This is a genomic window from Peribacillus asahii, from assembly GCF_003570725.1.
Classification (GTDB): Bacteria; Bacillota; Bacilli; order Bacillales; family DSM-1321; genus Peribacillus; species Peribacillus asahii.
In genome coordinates this window covers 1-20367 of sequence record NZ_QWVS01000013.1, presented here as the reverse complement: position 1 = coordinate 20367, position 20367 = coordinate 1, and the positions used below count along the sequence as shown (strand labels likewise).

Here is a 20367-nt window from a genome sequence, read left to right as displayed (position 1 = left end):
GGAAATACAAACAACAACTGAGCAGATTACCCACATAATTGCTTTATTTTGAAAAATAGCAAGTACAGTATCCAAAAGGATAGCCTCCTTATCAAGTAGGTTAGTTTCAGTATATGTTATTCATTCATATATTGATTGCCGGATAAAAAAATATTAGTATTTATGAATGCTTGGTTGAAGTTTGAAAGCGGAGAGTAGACTTAAACTACGTATCAAAGGAGCAAGATTAACCGAGTTATTTATGAATGGAAACGCCAGTACTAATTGGAACGCTAGATGATAATTCTAGAACATCATCATTAAACATTCTAATATATCCATGTGAGACATCCTTACCGATTGAAGATAGAATTATTTGTTTCATGTATACCGTAGTGGGATCTTGATAATCCCATCCAAAGCACTCCAAATGGTCCGTCGGGATTAGGTTGTTTATTGGTAATCGTGTATGTCCCAGAAGGTGTTGGGGACAATATTTTTCCAACTGCAATCGGGTAAGTTTGTATAAGCTTGTTTTCATCAAAAAGTTTTAATTAATGTCGTGATGTTGATACGTCAATCAATCTCCCCGTGAAGTTCAATCCCGTTTTTAAAATAATGTATGAAGTAACTAAGGCCTTTGTTAATGAACAGGGATTGAGTGAGTGGTTAATGAGGAAAGAAAAGTAACTTAATGAAAACAGTACGAAGAGAAGACGCAACAAAAGAGCAAGGCTCACTGGTGTTCATCTCGATGACTAAACGCCTTGCTCTGTATTACTATATGTATTTTGGATTCACTTGATACAGGGGAATTTAAGAGTTCGTAAAGCACTTTTAAAAGTGTTATCAGCTTGATTTAATTTTCTGGTATTCGTTCAATAAAATATCTAACTTTTGACTGTACTTAATTGTATCAGAATGTGTAAGTCCTTTTGATATTCCAATAGTAATCATATGAGTTCTCAAATAAGAAATGGAGGTTTCCAGATGCTTAAGAGATAAAGTTTTTGTGTTCATGACTTACCTCCTGCTGACTTGTAATTAAAGACCAAAATTAAATAAATATTTAACATTATAAACTAATTATTACAAAAATGTAATGCTACGATAAAAAATTTTTAGGCTGTTTAGCTGATGGAAGTAAATATTGATTAATAATCTTTAATTGGACTCATGACATGAGGGGGCTGTGGTAACAGAAATATTAAATTTTCCACTATAAGTCGGTGAGGAGATGTTTCCTCCAAAAATAGTGAAGAGAGACTAGTGATTGATGAACGTAAATTTCTTCAAGGGCTGCATGTACGGCACCTTATTATCCATTCCCAAGCAGGGGGATATTGTAAGAGAGAGGATTATTCCTGTTTAATTTAATATAAAATCATTAAATTAAATTTTATAAGAGATTAATGCTATCTGCATCATTCGACAAAACATCTAATTTATGCGGTTTATATCGACATATTTCGACAAAAGTTTTATAATGTATATAGAAGGCAATCGTGTTGCGATGATTGTTTTCTTTTTACTCATTGAGACAGTCAGTTCCCTTTAAAACTGGCTGTCTTTTTTACTACATTATGACCTGAGTTGCCCCAAACCAATCGGGACTATTTTTATGTAAAGCAGGTGTGCGAATGGAGACTTTTTTAAAAGTTACAATTGGTCGTTTTATTGGATAGCTAGTCGGTGGTTGGTCCGCCTTATTAACGTGCTTATTCATTGTAAATGCATTTGACTTTATAACGGAAATGGCTGCGGATTGAGGGGGAATATCAAGTAAGCGTGGATATGATGAGGTTGGATTGTTGTTGCTAATCTTACCCATCCAGTGTTAGGTCATCAAGACTTGGAACATGCTGTTCTAAATAATTGTATAAAAACTGTTCAAGTTGTTATAATAGTGAAGCTTCTTTCTAGCGACGGATGCGCTCCCTTCTCCATAATAGGAGAGGGGATTTTAGTTTTTTATAAGAAGTAACATAATAATTTTAACTCATTCGCCTTCGGAATTATGCTTGTGGGAGCGGAAGAAAAATAAATTGTGTCATTAACCTATATGGAACATAGAATAAATTAACCCATTTAAGTACCTCCTTAAAACAAATAAGGAGTGATTGTATGTCTGGCGTTCGTAAAGATGATTGTTGTGATGGATTTGACAGAGGCTGTGGATTTGGTGGTGGATTTGCCTTTTTAGTTGTATTGTTTATTCTCTTAATTATCGTAGGAGCTAGTTTCTGTGGTGGATTTGGTGGCGGATATGCAGCCCCAGCCCATGGATATGGTGCATACTGTTAAACATGAAAAGCTGCCCTTTTGGGCGGTCTTTTTATGTTTAAAGTCTTATTTTAGTTTAATAAAAAACATGGACAAAAATAGTATAAAAAGTTGCTGTCTTTTATATGAGCGATGCATAGGATAAGCAAGAATGTTTTATTAATTGTGCACTAAAGGTATGGAGATCATACTGATGCGTTTAAACTGAGTTATAGCATAGAAACAGCTATTATGAGCACGATAATGAAAGAGCATTTTAAGTAATAAATAATAATTAGTGGAGGCTTTTGTTTTATGACACAACTAAATCAACAGTTGTTATTGCCAGAAGTGGCTCAATCTGTTCAGCAAGCTGTGAAACAAGCGCAATCTAGTACAAGCGAACAGCAAATGCAACAAGCACAACAAGCTGTCCAACAAGCGCATCAACAATTACAAAGTATTCAACCTTCTACTCTTCAGGAACAACAACACTTGGAACAATTGCAGCAAGATGTCCAAAAGGCCTATCAAAAGTTACAACTAGAAAGTCAGCAATTACTTCAAGCACAGCAATTGGTACAAACTGAAAATCAGCATTTACAGCAAGCACAGCAACAACTTAAAAAAGAACAACAAGATGTTCAACAGGCACAGCAAGAATTTCAACAGGCGCAAGCTATTGCAACGGCATACCAAAATAGCCATCAACAGTAAAATGGGCGTTTTGAGGGATAAAAAGAGTGAACATTTAATGTATTAAATGCTCGCTCTTTTGTTTTGCCTACTAGGTAAAAGAGCATGAGCAGAAAATCAAACATATGATTGTCGCTGATAAGAGAGGGTGGCGAATAAGACAGATTTCGTGAAAGTGGATTTGTTAAATAATACTCGTTGACAACGGGCTAATTTGGGGATTAGTTGCTCGGCTTCATAAAATGAGAGAGAAAGCACAGGGCGAATATTAGGATTAGCTAAGAAAGAGGCGAACTTTTATACTGAGACTTACATGTGTCTTTTAAGTATTGTGAAATTATAGATATTATGACGCAATTTACTTGTCGACAAGAATCGACAAAAAATTTATACTAAGTATAGTAATAATGTTATTACTTTAATTGCTTTCTTTTTTTTCATAAACGGTCAGTTTCTTTTTAGTACTGGCCGTCTTTTTTTAGGAAATATCCTCAAGGAGTTCTTTTTTATGAAACAAATAGACATTGATAAATTATTGGAAGATACAGGTAATGCAGTCGGTGAGACTTGTTTTTTAAATCGAGAAAGAGTAGATATTGATCAACTACTTGAGCAAACAACAGATTTATAAGAAGCTTAGAAGTCTGTCAATAATTAGATTCAATGACGAAAAACACCTAAATGAGGTGTCTTTTTTTATACTTTTTTAGTTTGTATCACATCATGATAATTTTCATTACCCATTATATGTTTGCAAATATTCGTGTTATGTTAATGGGGGTTATCGATGTATTTCTACATAGAAGCCTATATTATTCGAACTGTTGAAGTTTTAAACGCTAGCGGTTTTTTTATCTTTTAGAGAATCTATTGACATATGCTTTTCAATAGATTTGGATGTAATTATGGATTATATGGAGGAGGGACACACAATGTCTGAAAAGCATCAGCATGTTTTGTATATAGTAGATTTTGTCACAACGGGATTTAACACTACTTTTGTGAAAATAAAGGGATATGATGCCATTTTAGAGAGAGAATTTGAAGGAGAAGTTAAATTTTTGGATGATAGACCTTTTGGAGATATCATTCATCCTGAAAGGTCTTTATTATCTCCCGAATGCAGGCAATATGTTCAAGAGCGCTTATTGAATAAATATCATGCAGGGGAATTTAATTAAAGCAGAATAACAATGCGCTACAGTTCAACATTATCGAGCGATAGATAAGTTTGGGCAATAAGATGTATTTAATAAGAAAGAGGTCTGTTTTAGAAAAGGCTATATTATATATGGAGAGTTTTGTTAGTTCTCTTATTTAAGGGCTTTGTTAATGAATATTGTTGATTTATACGATTTTAACAAAGCCTATTTAATATAACCTTAGCTAAAGCGGTGTTAGTAAACTATAAGTAATTAATTGTTGTTAATTCCCCGTATATAATTATAGAGGGATGATGATAAATAGGCTAAGAATTGTATCACTTTTCTTCCATAGTGTGCATAAAATAATGATGCAGAACAAGTAAGTTGATTACGTCCTTTAAAAGTGGACAAGTATGATACTATTGCTGATCTGACACTATTTATTTAAGGGGGGAATGTAGTGATTAAAGACCTCTTAACGTTACTGGCCGGTTTTTTATCAGCTCTATTATTTTTCCTAAGTACGATTGGGATTAAATTGGACTGGTTTACTGAAGACAGTATTAGTGCATTTATTTGGCTATTATCAGCGTTTATCACATTGGTTGTTAATATGTATGCGGTATATAAAAACACATATGTGTTGACGAAAAAAGCAAGAATTCAAAAGGAAGAATTAGAGAAAAAAGGGTTAAAATAAAAAAGCGCGAGTTGCGCTTTTATTGAATGTGACGATATAATCCAATGACTTTTCCAAGAATAGTTACATCGTGTAGAAGAATTGGTTCCATAGTGGAATTCTCAGGCTGCAATCGGATGTAGCTTTCCTCTTTAAAAAATCGCTTTACTGTAGCTTCATTTTCCTCTGTCATGGCTACGACAATATCCCCATTATTAGCCGTTTTTTGCTGTTTAACAATCACATAATCTCCGTCAAGAATACCTGCTTCAATCATGCTTTCACCCATAATTTCTAACATAAACACTTGTTCATCATGAGGAGCCATATTCGCTGGCAGAGGAAAATATTCTTCAATATTTTCGATTGCGGTAATAGGCAGGCCAGCTGTAACCTTTCCAAGAAGTGGAACATTAATAACGTTGCTTTGTGGGATGTGACTGTCTTTATCTAGATCAAGAATTTCAATAGCTCGTGGTTTTGTAGCATCGCGTCTAATTAATCCTTTACTTTCTAAGCGTGATAAATGTCCGTGCACGGTTGAACTAGAAGCAAGACCAACTGCTTCGCCGATTTCTCTTACAGATGGTGGATATCCCTTTTTTTGGACTTCTTCTTTTATAAAATTAAGAATATCTTGTTGACGTTTGGATAGCTTTGTCATTTGAAACACCTCTTCTCCTCATCTTTTTTCTATAGTATACCATGATGTGTTATAGGGTACAAACATAAGTTCTAGATTGAATATTGACAGGAATATTTGTTCGCTTTATAATTCGAGTTAACAGAACAAACATTCGTGGTGGAGGGGTTTTCATTGAAGGCTTTTTATAAAAAGTATTTTTATACTATCGTGGTAGCAGGTGCTGTGTTTCTTTTATCAATCTTATTCTCTCTTACAATTCAAGAAGACTCTTCAGCAAATTTCCAGTCTATTCTCATAGAGGAAGGCGATACATTATGGAGCATTGCTAGTCGGTATGAAGAAAGTCATTTGACAAAAGCGGAATTCATTGCTTGGATAGAAGAATATAATGAAGTACGTGCAGATGCTTTGCAGCCAGGTGAAACAATCGTCATCCCTGTTACTCAAGATGAGCATATTCAAAGTATGGCAAGTGCTGAATAAAGGTAGGTAAGTTATGAAAGCAGTCATTTATTGTCGAGTCAGTACGGAAAAAGAATCTCAAACAACCTCTTTAACAAGGCAAGAAGAAGAACTTATTAAGTTAGCGAACAAACTAAGTATGGAAGTTGTTCATATTGTGAAAGAGCAAGCTAGTGGATATGAGCTGAATCGTGATGGTATTTTTCAAATGCTAGAATGGTTTAAAAACCAAGAAGCAGATACTTTACTTATTCAAGATGAGACAAGATTAGGCAGAGGAAATGCAAAAATCGCTCTTTTTCATCTTATTTTAAAGGAAGGTATTAAGATTTATACGTTAACACATGATGGTGAAATGGAATTGTCAGATGCAGATGCTATGGTCATTCAAATCGTAAGCATTGTAGAAGAGTATCAAAGAAAACTACATAATTTAAAAATTAAACGTGGTATGATTCGAGCGATAGAGAATGGATATCGTCCGCAAAAAAACCTTTCCAATCGAGGGCAGGCTGGTGGAAGAGATCGTAAAGAAGTGCCAATTGAAGAGATTGTTCGATTGCGGGCTAATGGACTTACTTTTGCTGATATTGCTGCAACATTAAGAGGATTTGGCTATAACGTGTCGAAAGCAACTGTTCATCGTCGTTTTCTTGAATACGCGCAAACAAACGAGAATAATGAATCAGAGAACTTGTAATTTTGCTTCTTTTTTAATACGATGTGAGTATCTGTTATATATAGAAGGAGCGAGAGTATGTTATCGAAAGAAAAATTAGCTCGTATTAATGAGCTATCTAAAAAATCTAAAGAAGTCGGTTTAACGATGGAAGAAGCAAAGGAGCAAACGAAGCTTCGTAGCGAATATTTAGAGACATTTCGACAATCTATGTCCAATACGTTGGAGCATATGACTGTTATTGATCCAGAAGGAAAAGACGTGACTCCACAAAAAATTAAAGATATTAAAGCAAAAAGAAGGTTACATTAAGTGAAAGAGAAAAAGAATACATACTAGTTGTATTCTTTTTTTTATGTAAAGTTCTCATGATTTTAGTTGTTATATTGGGAATGTCACTATAATATAAAGAAGTACATATAAGGAAAGGAAGTTTTAAAAATGTCAGAAAACATCGATACATTAGCCATCAATACGATTCGAACATTGTCGATTGATGCAATTGAAAAAGCTAATTCAGGTCATCCCGGTATGCCAATGGGAGCAGCTCCAATGGCGTATACATTATGGACTCAATTTATGAACCATAACCCAAAAAATCCAAACTGGTTTAATAGAGACCGCTTTGTACTTTCAGCAGGTCATGGTTCTATGCTTTTATATAGCTTACTTCATTTATCTGGATATGATTTATCATTAGATGATTTAAAGAATTTCCGTCAATGGGGAAGTAAAACACCAGGACATCCGGAATACGGTCATACAGCTGGAGTAGATGCGACAACAGGTCCACTTGGACAAGGGATTGCGATGGCAGTTGGAATGGCAATGGCAGAACGTCATTTAGCTGAAACGTATAACCAAGATGGATATAATGTAGTTGACCATTTTACATATAGTATTTGTGGCGATGGTGATTTAATGGAAGGTGTTTCAGCAGAAGCGGCTTCACTAGCTGGTCACTTAAAATTAGGTCGCTTAGTCGTGTTATATGATTCAAACGATATTTCATTAGATGGTGATTTAGATAAATCATTTAGTGAAAGTGTAGCGAAGCGTTTCGATGCATATGGTTGGCAGTATTTACGTGTCGAAGATGGCAATGATTTAGGTGAAATTGCGAAAGCGATTGAAGAAGCGAAAGCGGATGAGAATCGTCCGACATTAATTGAAGTGAAAACAGTTATTGGATATGGTTCACCAAACCGTTCTGGTAAATCATCTGTTCATGGTGCTCCACTAGGTGCAGATGAATTAAAATTAACAAAAGATGCTTACAAATGGACGTTTGAAAAAGACTTCCACGTTCCTGATGAAGTGTACAGCCACTTTACAGAAGCGTGTGTACAAGCAGGAAGTCAAAAAGAGCAAGCGTGGACAGACTTATTTGCAAATTATAAAGAAGCATACCCAGAACTTGCTAGTCAATTAGAAGCTGCTATTAAAGGCGAGCTTCCTGCAGGTTGGGATCAAAATATTCCTGTATATGAGGAAGGTAAATCATTAGCAACACGTGCATCAAGTGGTGAAGTGTTGAATGCCATTGCGAAAAACGTGCCAAGCTTTATTGGTGGTTCAGCTGACTTGGCTGGTTCTAACAACACGACGATTAAAGGAGAAGCAGATCTTGTCCCAGGTGAATATAGCGGTCGTAATATTTGGTTCGGTGTTCGTGAATTCGCAATGGGTGCTGCTTTAAATGGAATGGCGTTACATGGCGGTGTAAAAGTGTTTGGAGGAACATTCTTCGTATTCTCGGATTACTTACGTCCAGCAATTCGTCTAGCTGCTTTAATGAAGCTTCCAGTCACATACGTGTTTACTCACGATAGTATTGCAGTAGGGGAAGATGGTCCTACTCATGAACCAATCGAACAATTAGCTTCTTTACGTGCGATGCCAAACCTAGGTGTAATTCGTCCAGCAGACGGAAATGAAACAGCGGCAGCATGGAAGCTAGCTCTTGAATCAGAGGATAAACCGACAGCTCTTGTATTAACTCGTCAAGGTCTGCCAACGTTGAAAAATACAGCTGAACTAGCTTTAGAAGGTGTATCTAAAGGGGCTTACATCGTGTCTCCATCGACAAAACAAGAAGCTGATGCATTATTACTTGCAACTGGTTCAGAAGTGAGCTTAGCTGTGGAAGCACAACAAGCTTTAGCATCAGAAGGTATTGATGTTGCCGTTGTCAGCATGCCATCTTGGGATCGCTTTGAAGCTCAAACGAAAGAATACAAACAAAGTGTTTTAAATCCTTCTATTAAAAAGCGTCTAGCGTTAGAAGTAGCTTCACCATTTGGTTGGGACCGCTACACAGGCGATGAAGGTGATATTTTAGCAATTAATCACTTCGGAGCATCTGCACCAGGCGGAAGAATTATGAAGGAATTTGGTTTTACAGTTGAAAATATCGTTTCTCGAGTTAAAACGTTAGTTCAACAATAATAGAAGTCAAACTGACATCGCATTTTGTGATGTCAGTTTTTTTATCGTCAAAAAGTATGAAAGTAAGTGAAGTTTTAGCACGCTTTTTGGATTAACTAGATTTCTTTCGACAAAAGTTCTAATTTTTTTTTTCAATAAACAACATATCTTTTTAGGTGAATCCTATATAATGGAAGTGAATTTTAATATGCTAAATAAATCTATTTTTAGATGGATATAAAAATATGATTTTGCTATGATGTGTTATTAAAAATTAAGTGTGAGGAGGCGTTGGCTGAATGAGAACCTATCGAGTCTATTTAATAGAAGAGGAAGTTGCTCAGCTTTATTTTGGAAGAGAAAGGTCACTTTTCAATTTATTTTTGGAATATATTCAGACAACGGGATCTTTACGAGATATTTTACACAAGCAAATTGAATATGTAACGAAAATTATTCCAAATGAGCAAGTGAAGAAAGTGATTGAACAACAAAAGAAGCAGAATTTTTGCTATCAAAATGGGGGATATTACTTAGAAAAGAATAGTGGCAGGAGTTGTGCTTCTTTATGGATTCATCGAGATTTTCTAGAGATTCAATCGAGCGGAGACTATGTAGCAGAAACGGCTTTTTTTGAATGTATTCGTAAATGTGGGCCTAGCTTCTTGGCTATTGATTTCGATCATGAGCGTTTTGGGTGGCTCAAGCCGATCAAGGAAAGAAAATTTGTCTAAATAGAGGACTTTTCGGCAGGGAATATTGTATAATAACCTTTGGTCTAGTACACTGATGTTAGACAACAAGAAGGAGGAAATAGTATGTGGTTATACATTCTAGTTGGCTTTCTAGCATTGATTGCTGGTATTGCTCTAGGATTTTTCATCGCTCGTAAGTACATGATGGACTATTTGAAGAAAAATCCGCCAATTAATGAACAAATGTTAAAAATGATGATGATGCAAATGGGACAAAAACCATCGCAAAAGAAAATTAATCAAATGATGCAAGCAATGAATAAACAACAAGGTAAATAAAACCTTGCTACATAGGTTTTTAGCATTCTTTGATTGATAAAATAGGATGATTATGGGTAAATTTTTCTCTATTTGGTTAAGTTTTCATCGCCATTATACGTACATGTTGATTAATCATTCTAATAATTGATATAAGACCACTTTTTTGTTGAAAGATTAAGCAGAAAGGTGGTCTTTTTCGTGTTGTTGGAAGATGTAATTGATGAGTATTTATATCATTGCATGGCTGAAGGGTATACAAATAAAACCATGATAAACAAACGTCAGGAATTAAAGCAGGTGAAGGTATTTTTAAAAGAGAAACGAGGTATTGCAGCGTTAGAATCAGTAACAGTACATGATTTAAAAGCGTATGTAGGAGGGAAATAAAAGTCTGGACTTAAGCCACAAAGTGTTTTACATCAATGGCAAAAATGGTTAAAGCGTTCTTTAATAGGTGTGTCAAGGAAGAGTATTTAATCGAAAGCCCAATGAATAAGGTTGAGTTACCTAGAGTGCCTAAGCTTGTGTTGAATGGATTCACGACAGAAGAAGTTACAGCCTGATCATAGTTGTAGTATGAAGATAAAGCCACGATTCCAGGTCGTGGCTTTATCTTCTTGTATTTATCTATGGTTTATTGAGTAACTTAGATTTATATAACTGCTTTATTGTTTGCTACAATAAGTTACAGTGATTGTAAAGGAATGTGCTTAAAGTAACGGTAGCGATTGTTCAATAGGATCAGTGGCTTCTTGTACGAACGGTCAGATTACTTGAAGACGAACATTTTCTTCTTGTGCGGTTGTCACAATTTGAAATGATCACTCAAATGATTCAGCAATCACAGCTGGAATAGTAATTTCCCATCCGGCTTGTGATGTATAGGTGTGACTTCCATAGATTTCTCCATAGACAGTAATCACATCTCCATCTACGTATTCTGTATATCCATCATACTCAACCCAGATGATATCATTAGGATTCCATCCGTAAGATTCTTGAGTGACTGCAAGACGTATTACGGTTGAATTATCTCCTTCTTGAATTTGAGCAATCTCTCCTGTGTATTTTACATATTCTCCAGCGTGACGATCAGGATTCTTGATGAGCTGTGCATATTCAATGGGTTGAGCGTTTGCTTTCTTTTCAGCTTCAGCCTTCTCTGCTGCAATGCGGGCCTCTTCTTCCGCTTTCTTTCTTTCCTCTTCTTTTTTCTTACGTTCTTCCGCTTCTTTCTTAGCTTTTGCTTCTTGTTCGGCTTTCTCTTTAGCAGCTTTTTCTTCCGCTTCCTTCTCAGCTCTTGCTTCAGCTTCGGCTTTTTCTTTTGCTTCTTTCTTAGCTGCTTCCTCTTCAGGTGTTAACTTCTCTTCTTTAGCAACCTCTATGCTTGCAGGTTGTGAGCTATCCTCTTCATCTATTGCTACTGCAATGCTCAAACTAATAAACATCATCGCGATGGATCCACCAGTGCAGATAAGTTGACGCTTAACCAGCCCATTCTTCTTAATCAAAGCAACCACTGTTAAAATGGCAAACACAAGAAAAGCGATAAATGCAACAAAAAATACCAATCCTAAAAAAATATCCACCTTAACTCCCCCTTTTTATTTATGTATAGCTTATTCGTACTATTTCAAAATACGAACTTACTAGGAAAATTATACCATATATTTATACAAGTATCTCTTCTTAATCTGCGTAACAAATCTTATCAACACAGTATGCTATCTTTGATTCATCAGTTACATACGGAAGGAAAGATGAACATGAATATAGCATATATCAGAGTATCAACAGTTGAACAGAACGAAGCGAGACAAGTTGAAGCTATCAAACAGTACAAAATAGATAAGGTGTATCAGGAGAAGGTCTCAGCAAAAAATACCGACAGACCAAAGCTACAAGAGATGTTAGACTTTGCTAGGGAAGGCGATACAATCTATGTTGCTGACTTTTCGAGATTAGCAGGCTCCACAAAAGACTTATTAGAACTAGTTGAACTATTGGAATCAAAAGGGGTTCAGTTAGTATCAATTAAAGAGCAGATTGATACCTCAACAGCAACAGGTAGACTAATGTTAAAGATGATTAGTGCTATTAACGATTTTGAACGTGAAAATATGCTCGAAAGACAGCGTGAAGGTATTGCAATAGCTAAATCTGAAGGAAAGTACAAAGGACGAAAAGAAGTAGCAATCCAAGAGTTCGAAAAGCATTATCAACGATATATGAATCGTGAAGTATCAAAGTCTCAGCTTGCAAAGGAATTAGGGGTATCACGACCAACACTAGACAAGTTAATCAAAAAGCATCAACAAGTGTGTTAAGGGACTCCCCCTGAGGGGTCTCTTTTCATTTTCATAGGATAGGGGGCATAGTTTCCACATTTTCACAGGGAACATTGATGGGATATCAGATAGGCAGACTCATCTACACATCACAAATTATTTCAAGTTTCCGTTGCCATTCTAAGCGAACTAGTAAAATCACAGGGTAATTCTAGAAGTATGATATACTATTTGCAACCTTACTTTATTGGCACACAAGGAGTGTTGACTTATGAAGATAACAGACTTTTATCGATTTAATACAATCTCTAAATATGGTGGAGTTTATATACTGTGGAACAAAGAAAATAAACCACTTTATGTTGGATATGCTTCCGAGTTTGGAAAACGCTTTTCACACCATTATGAATACCTTAATCCACTTGTTCATAGTTTCTCTATCTATCCAACGGACGAGCATCGTTTACTTGAATATACATTAATACAGAGAGTAGACCCTATTTATAATGTTGACCGCAGCTGGAATAGAATCACAAGAGGACAGTATGGTGAAACACCTTATTTGCTAAATGAAGACTCATATTGGGGTCACAAATTTTTTAAGAAGAGTGAATACCCTTATAAATGGAATAGTCCAGAGGAAAAGGAATACCTCGATGGATTATTTGGTCAATGAGTTAAAAAGGTTAACAATGAGAAAAAGCTAAGTTAGACCTTTTTGAGTATAGTAGTAATCTATTCCCTGTATTGGTGAATAATTGTTACATTCCTTCTCTTAATGAGAAATATTTCCTTGACCACTTTACATGTTTCCATCACTACTTTATCATTGAAAATGAAGCTTTATCATGAGAAGTGGTTAGTGCTAATTGAATATGATTATATAAGGGTTCGCTGCATCTGTAGCGGCTATGTTCTTAACAACTGAAGCAGTGGTTGAACTTCTGATATAGGTAACGTGTAAACAGAAATCCAATCTTATTTTTAGGGGATTGGATTTTTTTACTATATTAAGGAATTATAAGTTGGCTATTACTTGTTTGAGTGTAAAACTTTGGGTATAATTCAGTTAACGACATTAACAATCGTGAAGGCTTGCAATTAACAATCATGATTGCAATTCATAATCACCAAAAACAATAAAAAACCTTGATATATCAACATTGGCAAATAATCGATGATGGGCGGAGGATTTACTATTGATAATCTAAATGTCATTGCTGCTTGTGGCTGTCGTTCTTCCTTTAAAATAGCGAAGAATGTAGGTACTACCAACACTTTAGATTGAGTATTTAACTTAGGTATGGTTAGATGCTTTTTTTGTGGAGTAGAGTAGATGACGACCATTAATAATATATCGATTTTTATTAATCTACTTAACTATAATTCGGGTATAAGAAGCACTTACTATGTAAGTGTTTTTTATATTTGTGTGGTAAATATGAATTAGAAATTAAACATTCCTTTTTTATGGAAGTATAGTAGAATATTGCTAGTAAATTATTAAGGAGGATTATAGTTGTGAAAAAATTATTGAAAGTCTGTATTATCCCTATTTTGATACTATCATTTTTCTCGTTTAATTCATCGAATGCAGAAGCGTTCCATTCATCGAAAACGACTTCTACAGAAAAAGCATTTGTAAAAATCAAAAGTGGTACTTTGACTGTAAGAAGTGGAGAAGGGACAAAATACAAAAAAATTGGTTCATTAAAAAAAGGAGCAGAGGTAGCTGTTTATTCGACTGATAACTTCTCGGGTTGGTCGAAGATTAAGTATAAAGGGAAAAAAGCGTATGTTGCGACTAAATATATAAAATTTGCTGACCCATTTGCATGGTCTCCTGGAATTAAAAAAGAATTCGAGGATGCAATGGTAAAATATTATGTGGATTCGAAGGATACCCTGAGATATAAAAAAATGGCATTTATAATAATCAGGGACAATATTCAGTGTATGGTGAAGTCGATGGAGTAGAAATGTACATTGTTGGTGTTAATGTAAAATCAGGTTGGTATCATGGCTAATGAAAAAGTTATCTAAAATATTTATTACGTTTATCTTGGTATTATCATTTTGTTTAACTCCTTCACTACAGAAGCCGCTACTACTAAAATAGCATACGTAAATATCAAAAGCGGTGCGTTGAACGTACGAAGTGGTGCAGGAACAAAATACAAAAAAGTTGGATTCTTAAAGAAAGATGTTGGAGTATATGTTTATTCACAAATTAAATCAGGATAGTCGGAGATTCGTTATAAAAAAAGAAAGCTTATGTAATGACTAAATATTTAAAATTCACAAATTTTTATTTGATGGATAAAAGGAAAACATATACTTATTGGGTTGAAGGCGATTGTATAAAGGAATATATTTATTCGGGTAAAAGTAAAAATGGTGCAGACAAATGGATAGTAAACGGGGAAGATATTGAAATAAAGCGTGAAAATATAAATGGCTTGTACACTGGATATTTGAGTTTAGACGGGATAATTTATTATTTAGATTTAAAATATCCTCTTAAAATTAAGAAATCATTGCAAGATCCATTTGGAGAAGAGGATCTTGTTGTTACGTCTATGTCTAAAACAGTGAAAACACGAGCTGGTACTTTTAAAAATTGTATTGAAATACAGGGAGTTTATAGTGGATATAAACTATACTTTGCTCCGAATGTAGGATTTATCAAAAGTGGTTATGACGGACTAACTAAACATGAACTTATTAAATTAAAAAATAGATAATTATCGGAGAAAAAGAAGATACGTTAGTTAATTAAGATAAAATATTGATGAGTAAGAATTAGTATTGGTATGACAGAAGGTTAAGTTAAGATGAAGTTAAAAAGCGAAAGAGATATTAGAGATTATATTTAGAAAGGATAGAATAAAATAAATATTATAAAAAGAGAGGATGAATAATTGTGGGAGCTTCTAGATTATTAAAATGGGTATCAGGTGGATTGGAAGCGTTACTTGGCATTCCTTTACTCGGTGGATCAATTGTAGTTGGTTTATATTGGACTCCACTTTTAGTCATGTTAGCTCTACACATTGTATCACTTATCATATCGTCAAAGGAAAATAGAAAGAAAACAGGACATATTCTTGGAATTGTGACATCATGTGTTGCTTGGATTCCCTTTGTGGGAATGATTATGCATATTATATCAGCAATCTTCTTAATGATTGAAGCGGGTAAAGATGAATAAAAGGAATTTTAGTCTAGTCCTTTTTATAACAACTATGTAAAGTTGATTAAGAGTGCCAGTAAAAATAAAAAATATTATGAACTTGTCAGTTTGAAAAAGAGATAATGATGCTTAGAAGAATCGGCTATGTGCTGATTCTTTTTTTATGGATGGAAAGCAGGTTGAGTGGAGGGGGGAATAAACATATTGTTAATATTTGGCATTTATTGAATGGATCACATCAGATGTAGTTCTCCAGCATGGTTCGATATGAATCGATGTTTCATCCTAGAAAATTAATATTCAGTGACTAAGTAGTTACATTAGGGGGAATTAGCACATCCTTATATTGGTGTTGTGGTAAAATTGTACTATATACCATTGGAGGAGAATATAAAATTAAAAAGAAGTAATATGGTAGCACGAGGCGGGGAACAACACTTGTATCCCGCTTTTTGTTGTCTTAAAAGGGTTTCAACATGTTCTAGTTAGCTTCTAATAGTGTAGTAACAGATTTTTTGAATTAGCCTTCCTTGAATTATATTAGGGGTGATTTGTGAATAAATGCAGCGATACTTCCTAGGTTTATAGCTGCTTGAGTAAGAGACTGCTAAATCTTATAGAAGAGGTGAGAAGGAAGATGCTTAGGCTTAGATGATGGGATTTTAAGTCTTTGTATGGATAAAAATGGTAAAAATAGTTCTTATGTATTAGTATAAATATAGTATATAGTTCGTCATAACAAATGAGGGGGAAGAATATGCGCAATAGAGGTATTTTATCATTAGTGGCTGTAGGTGTATTAGCTGTTTCATCATTATCGGTAGGCACTGTTAAGGCAGAAGGAACTGAGTTCGAGTTGGCAAGGAAAGCTATTGAACGCCAAGTGGAAAAACCACTTCCAGAAGGTTTAGTGAATTCGGCTGTATTAAATCAGTTACAAGTAGAAATAAAAGGCTCTGCAAAAAGCTCTAATAAAATGGGTACTGTGAGTCGTGCTTCCAGTGATGATTACACTATTGAAGAAGAGTATAATGACGATTTTAATTCAGCAAATAAATTATCATATGAAAAACTGATGGTTGGTCAATTACTTCCTTTGTACGATGTAGATTTCTATAAAGTAGTAGTACCTACGAATGGAGTTTTATTAGTAGGTGGAGAAACTAATTCATACTCCATTGATCTCCTATTTAATGCTGTACAAAAAGATTATGTTGAAAATAGTAAGTTAAAATATTTAGGCTATGAGTATGAGAATGGTGTTCAAGTACAAGGCTATCAAGCTAAGGCAGGCACATACTATGTGGGTGTTTTAGATCTAGATAACGAGTATTATGATGATAATACAGAAGAGGACTTATATGCAATCGGAGCTATGTTTATAGACAATGTTAAGCCATCTAAACCAACTGTTAAAAGGGTAGATGATAACGATAAAGTAGTTAAAGGAAAGGCAGAAGCTAATTCAACCGTGACCGTAAAGGCAGGAAGTAAGAAACTTGGGTCTGCTAAGGCTAGTTCGAACGGAAATTACTCTGTTAAGATAAAAGCACAAAGAAAGGGAACTATACTTTCTATTACTGCAAAGGATAAGGCGGGGAATATTAGTTCAAAGGCAACTACTACAGTTGTAAAACATTAAATTCAAATAGGTTTTATATGTAAAAGCCTTCCTTTAGGAAACATGTTCTAAAGGAAGGCTAATTTTATTACCCGTTCTATAAATTTCATTCTTTATTGCACTGCTTACCTTCGGGTTATTGAGCAGGTATATAGGGTTTTACCTCTTCTTTTTCTTTTACTTTATCAATTTTATCTACAAACATCTGAAACACTTTTTTCTTTTCTTCGAGGTCTTTTATTTCTTCTTTCAACTGGTTAAATCTTTGTTCAAACGGTTTATGATAAAGCTCACGGATATTGCGGATAATCTCATCATTGACTGTAGATTGTACAACCTGTTTAGTAATGCTGAATTTATAGGAATAAACCTGAAGCTCACGTTTTACTTCTTCATACTCTTTATCTATTCCATGTAATAACTCACAAATTTCTGTTTTCCACTCTTCTAAAGACTTCTTTACATGCGCTTCCATGGTTCATCTCCCTTTAGTCAACTTCATTATGTATACTACAAGCTTTTCTTATAAGTCTATCAATTTATCTTTGCATTTTCCTTTCTATACAGTTACATAACAACTTATTTTTATTAAAAGAAGATAACAGGAATGCATCAAAGTATGAAAGAGAGAAAGTAAATCGTTGTTAGGGAAGTAAGAGCTTTTCATAGAGAAAGGTGGTGTTAAGAAGGGGAGATAAGCAGGGAAGTTTTATTATTCCTAAAAATGAAAATAGGTCAAGCGTGGCAGGATTCGAACCCGCAAAATACATTATTCACTATCGCATCAAGTGAACAAGTCGCTCTAGCCAGTTGAGCTACACGCTTGCAGATAACAAAGCAATCATCTAATCGTTGCTTGATGTTTCTTAGTATGTACTTAATCAGCGGTTTTATTCATACACTTTTTTATTTCTTTACTACATGATTCCCTTTAATTTGAAGAAGGTTGGAGTATTCATACAACAGATCAAAGATACGCCGAGTTTCTTCCTTATTATAAATCTATCATCATAGACAATGAGTTTCGGATTGATAAAGTAAGAGTTGCAAAAATGTTGATAAACCAATTAACGAACAAATGATGATGCAACTGGGATAAAAACCATTGTAAAAGAACCTCCATTAGGTGAGGCAACAAATAAAGTAATGAAAAGGCATTTCTAGGAGTGCTTTTATTGTGGATTCTATCATTTTTCGTAAAAGTATAATTGGAGACCAATAAATGTATTTTTATGAAATGCTTTGCTACAATGGACATATACTTTTTATCTAGGGGTGAAAGTATTGGATGATTTGAATATCTTTTTAGCTTTTGGAGCGGGGATACTGAGTTTTATTTCACCATGTTGTTTACCATTATATCCAGCTTTTCTTTCTTATATAACAGGGATGAGTGTAGGAGATATTAAAGCAGAACCGGTTATGCTCCAAAGAAGAAGTTTCTTACATACGATTTTCTTTTTATTAGGCTTTTCTCTTGTATTTATTGCCCTTGGTTTTAGTACCTCTTTTCTAGGGACTTTTTTTTATGATTATTCTGATTTGATTCGTCAAATTGGGGCCATTCTCATTATCCTTTTTGGTTTAATTATTTTAGGAGTGTTTCAGCCGCAATTTTTAATGAAAGGTAAACGGATTGAATTTAAAAATCGACCTACCGGTTATTTTGGTTCTCTGATTATTGGTCTTGCGTTTGCGGCGGGATGGACACCTTGCACAGGACCTATTCTTGGTGCCGTTATATCTATGGGGATATCTCAACCGACTTCTGCGATGTATTATATGATTGCTTATATTTTAGGCTTTGCGATTCCGTTTTTCATACTATCCTTCTTTATTGGAAAATTGTCTTGGATTAAAAAGTATAGTTCTAGCATGATGAAAGCCGGTGGATACTTAATGATTATAATGGGAGTAGTGTTATTTTTTGATTGGATGACCAAGATTATTAGTATTTTATCTAGTCTATTTGGAGGATTTACAGGGTTTTAATGGGGACTTCAAACAAATTGTAACATAATATATCTTGATTAAAGGACTTAAGTCTTATATTCTAAAGATACTTTCTGGTTTTTGTATAGATATAGAATAAGATAGTGCTTCGTTGTATGAAATGAGGAGGAATAATCATGGCAAAAATATTAGTAGTAGATGATGCAAAGTTTATGAGGATGACCCTTTCTAACATATTGAAAAAAGCTAACCATCAAGTAGTTGGTGAAGCTGAAAATGGACAGGAAGCGATTGAGCGATATCGAGACTTAAATCCAGATCTTGTAACAATGGATATTACCATGCCAGTTATGAGCGGGTTAGATGCGGTAAAAGGAATTAAACAGGAATTTCCTACAGCTAAAGTGATCATGTGTTCTGCAATGGGACAACAGAAAATGGTCGTTGAAGCGATTGAAGCAGGAGCCAAGGATTTTATTGTGAAACCTTTTGATGAGGGTCGAGTGATTGAGGCTATAAACCGTACTCTCAGTTAAGGTGTGTATTCTTGCTTATCTGAATTAGGTAATATATACTTTTATTCGTAATATTAATGTTACCTAATTTAGTTAAAGGGATGATAGATGGTGATTTATATATCCGCGGTAATTGCTATTATTATGGGGATTACTGTATATAAGTTCAGGATGACTGAAACTGAAAGACCCGTGAATGTGAAGAAGATTATTTTGCCGCCTCTATTTATGAGTACGGGGGCTTTAATGTTTATTTTTCCGATGTTTCGCATAACCAGTTATGAATTTATAGAAGCATTTACAGTAGGGCTGTTATTTTCGATTTTGTTAATTAAAACATCCAAGTTTGAAGTGAGAGACAATCAAATTTATATGCAGAGATCGAAAGCGTTTGTATTTATTTTGGTTGCTCTTTTATTAATCCGTGTAGTTGCTAAAATTATATTAGGAAGTACACTAGAATTTGGTGTATTAGCTGGCATGTTTTATATTCTCGCGTTAGGAATGATTGTTCCTTGGCGAATTGCAATGTATTTCCAATATCAAAAAGTAAAAGAGTCGCAGTTAGGTAACGGAAAAATGGCTTGATTAATCATATCGTTTAGTATAGGTAATAAAGGGGCTAAAAAACAGCTTCTTTAAATATAGTTAAACTTGCTCAATTTTATTTTTCATTGAGCAAGTTTTTTTGAATTATAGGCATTGAACTGTTGGTAAGCTTATCGTAAAACATAAATAGGATCATTTGTTCGTGTGGGAGGAGGTGAAAATAGTGAGTTTGGTATTTAATCGTAAGATTGAAATGT

26 protein-coding genes, 1 tRNA gene and 1 pseudogene are annotated in these 20367 nt (G+C 34.6%); 22 read left to right on the top strand and 6 right to left on the bottom strand.

Translation table 11 applies throughout. The features are described from left to right. Nucleotides 1-235 precede the first annotated feature (235 nt). Both D1953_RS06325 and D1953_RS21925 read right to left on the bottom strand, forming a co-directional pair. Nucleotides 236-581: pseudogene (locus tag D1953_RS06325) on the bottom strand (L,D-transpeptidase). A gap of 247 nt (nt 582-828) precedes the next feature. Next, complete coding sequence (locus D1953_RS21925) at nt 829-999, bottom strand: aspartyl-phosphate phosphatase Spo0E family protein (RefSeq protein WP_119116325.1); 171 nt, start codon at nt 997-999, stop codon at nt 829-831. A gap of 1104 nt (nt 1000-2103) precedes the next feature. On the opposite strand from D1953_RS21925, the gene D1953_RS21920 reads away from it, so the two are divergent. The 5 genes from D1953_RS21920 (at nt 2104) to D1953_RS06300 (ending at nt 4782) form a co-directional block, all read left to right on the top strand. Beyond that, nucleotides 2104-2283, top strand: a complete 180-nt coding sequence (locus tag D1953_RS21920; RefSeq protein WP_119116324.1) for a YjcZ family sporulation protein — start codon at nt 2104-2106, stop codon at nt 2281-2283. A 273-nt stretch (nt 2284-2556) separates the two neighbouring features. Continuing rightward, on the top strand, nt 2557-2958 hold the full coding sequence (locus D1953_RS06310) for a hypothetical protein (RefSeq protein ID WP_119116323.1): 402 nt from the start codon (nt 2557-2559) through the stop codon (nt 2956-2958). A 487-nt stretch (nt 2959-3445) separates the two neighbouring features. After that, the gene (locus D1953_RS21915; protein WP_281271530.1) at nt 3446-3568 is read left to right on the top strand and encodes a hypothetical protein; all 123 of its coding nucleotides are present in this window, start codon (nt 3446-3448) and stop codon (nt 3566-3568) included. Nucleotides 3569-3869: 301 nt separating this feature from the next. Continuing rightward, the gene (locus tag D1953_RS06305) at nt 3870-4118 is read left to right on the top strand and encodes a hypothetical protein (RefSeq protein WP_119116322.1); all 249 of its coding nucleotides are present in this window, start codon (nt 3870-3872) and stop codon (nt 4116-4118) included. A gap of 424 nt (nt 4119-4542) precedes the next feature. After that, entirely contained in the window at nt 4543-4782 is a 240-nt protein-coding gene (locus tag D1953_RS06300) for a phage holin (protein ID WP_119116321.1), read from the top strand. A gap of 19 nt (nt 4783-4801) precedes the next feature. Here the strand turns inward: D1953_RS06300 and lexA are convergent, their stop codons facing one another. Further along, entirely contained in the window at nt 4802-5425 is a 624-nt protein-coding gene (gene lexA / locus D1953_RS06295) for a transcriptional repressor LexA (protein ID WP_119116320.1), read from the bottom strand. A gap of 153 nt (nt 5426-5578) precedes the next feature. Between lexA and yneA the strand changes: the two genes are divergently transcribed. The 8 genes from yneA (at nt 5579) to D1953_RS21155 (ending at nt 10554) form a co-directional block, all read left to right on the top strand. Continuing rightward, complete coding sequence (gene yneA, locus D1953_RS06290) at nt 5579-5890, top strand: cell division suppressor protein YneA (protein ID WP_182480525.1); 312 nt, start codon at nt 5579-5581, stop codon at nt 5888-5890. A gap of 13 nt (nt 5891-5903) precedes the next feature. Continuing rightward, complete coding sequence (locus tag D1953_RS06285; protein ID WP_119116318.1) at nt 5904-6569, top strand: YneB family resolvase-like protein; 666 nt, start codon at nt 5904-5906, stop codon at nt 6567-6569. A 57-nt stretch (nt 6570-6626) separates the two neighbouring features. Next, a complete protein-coding gene (locus tag D1953_RS06280; protein ID WP_119116317.1) occupies nt 6627-6860 on the top strand; it encodes a DUF896 domain-containing protein in 234 nt (77 codons plus the stop codon). Nucleotides 6861-6989: 129 nt separating this feature from the next. Next, nucleotides 6990-8996: a transketolase gene (gene tkt, locus D1953_RS06275; protein WP_119116316.1), complete on the top strand. Its 2007-nt coding sequence runs from the start codon at nt 6990-6992 to the stop codon at nt 8994-8996. A gap of 278 nt (nt 8997-9274) precedes the next feature. Beyond that, entirely contained in the window at nt 9275-9709 is a 435-nt protein-coding gene (gene sirA, locus D1953_RS06270) for a sporulation inhibitor of replication protein SirA (RefSeq protein WP_119116315.1), read from the top strand. 84 nt (nt 9710-9793) lie between these two features. Next, the gene (locus tag D1953_RS06265) at nt 9794-10009 is read left to right on the top strand and encodes a YneF family protein (RefSeq protein ID WP_119116314.1); all 216 of its coding nucleotides are present in this window, start codon (nt 9794-9796) and stop codon (nt 10007-10009) included. Nucleotides 10010-10189: 180 nt separating this feature from the next. Next, a complete protein-coding gene (locus D1953_RS06260; protein WP_119116313.1) occupies nt 10190-10378 on the top strand; it encodes a hypothetical protein in 189 nt (62 codons plus the stop codon). Between the two features lie 35 nt (nt 10379-10413). Further along, nucleotides 10414-10554, top strand: a complete 141-nt coding sequence (locus D1953_RS21155; RefSeq protein WP_182480524.1) for a hypothetical protein — start codon at nt 10414-10416, stop codon at nt 10552-10554. A 258-nt stretch (nt 10555-10812) separates the two neighbouring features. Here the strand turns inward: D1953_RS21155 and D1953_RS21150 are convergent, their stop codons facing one another. Next, nucleotides 10813-11580, bottom strand: a complete 768-nt coding sequence (locus D1953_RS21150) for a hypothetical protein (protein WP_182480523.1) — start codon at nt 11578-11580, stop codon at nt 10813-10815. A 177-nt stretch (nt 11581-11757) separates the two neighbouring features. On the opposite strand from D1953_RS21150, the gene D1953_RS06250 reads away from it, so the two are divergent. The 6 genes from D1953_RS06250 to D1953_RS06225 all read left to right on the top strand — a co-directional run bounded on the left by D1953_RS06250 (nt 11758) and on the right by D1953_RS06225 (nt 17114). Beyond that, entirely contained in the window at nt 11758-12318 is a 561-nt protein-coding gene (locus D1953_RS06250) for a recombinase family protein (RefSeq protein WP_119116312.1), read from the top strand. 232 nt (nt 12319-12550) lie between these two features. Next, nucleotides 12551-12955, top strand: coding sequence for a GIY-YIG nuclease family protein (locus tag D1953_RS06245; RefSeq protein ID WP_119116311.1), 405 nt, complete (start codon nt 12551-12553; stop codon nt 12953-12955). A gap of 845 nt (nt 12956-13800) precedes the next feature. Beyond that, a complete protein-coding gene (locus D1953_RS06240; protein ID WP_182480522.1) occupies nt 13801-14256 on the top strand; it encodes an SH3 domain-containing protein in 456 nt (151 codons plus the stop codon). Between the two features lie 302 nt (nt 14257-14558). Continuing rightward, nucleotides 14559-15023: a hypothetical protein gene (locus tag D1953_RS06235; protein WP_119116309.1), complete on the top strand. Its 465-nt coding sequence runs from the start codon at nt 14559-14561 to the stop codon at nt 15021-15023. 179 nt (nt 15024-15202) lie between these two features. Further along, nucleotides 15203-15490, top strand: a complete 288-nt coding sequence (locus tag D1953_RS06230) for a hypothetical protein (RefSeq protein ID WP_425454252.1) — start codon at nt 15203-15205, stop codon at nt 15488-15490. 739 nt (nt 15491-16229) lie between these two features. After that, nucleotides 16230-17114: an Ig-like domain-containing protein gene (locus tag D1953_RS06225; protein WP_119116307.1), complete on the top strand. Its 885-nt coding sequence runs from the start codon at nt 16230-16232 to the stop codon at nt 17112-17114. A 115-nt stretch (nt 17115-17229) separates the two neighbouring features. Here D1953_RS06225 and D1953_RS06220 read toward each other — a convergent pair whose 3' ends face one another. Further along, nucleotides 17230-17568 carry a hypothetical protein gene (locus tag D1953_RS06220; protein WP_119116306.1) on the bottom strand — a complete coding sequence of 113 codons (339 nt, stop codon included), beginning with the start codon at nt 17566-17568 and terminating at the stop codon, nt 17230-17232. A gap of 261 nt (nt 17569-17829) precedes the next feature. Then, nucleotides 17830-17918: transfer RNA gene (locus D1953_RS06215), tRNA-OTHER, on the bottom strand. Between the two features lie 459 nt (nt 17919-18377). Between D1953_RS06215 and D1953_RS06210 the strand changes: the two genes are divergently transcribed. The 3 genes from D1953_RS06210 (at nt 18378) to D1953_RS06200 (ending at nt 20149) form a co-directional block, all read left to right on the top strand. Next, entirely contained in the window at nt 18378-19085 is a 708-nt protein-coding gene (locus D1953_RS06210; RefSeq protein ID WP_119116305.1) for a cytochrome c biogenesis protein CcdA, read from the top strand. Nucleotides 19086-19222: 137 nt separating this feature from the next. Next, a complete protein-coding gene (locus tag D1953_RS06205; protein WP_119116304.1) occupies nt 19223-19582 on the top strand; it encodes a response regulator in 360 nt (119 codons plus the stop codon). A gap of 87 nt (nt 19583-19669) precedes the next feature. Then, a complete protein-coding gene (locus tag D1953_RS06200; protein ID WP_119116303.1) occupies nt 19670-20149 on the top strand; it encodes a CcdC family protein in 480 nt (159 codons plus the stop codon). The last annotated feature ends 218 nt before the right edge of the window (nt 20150-20367 follow it).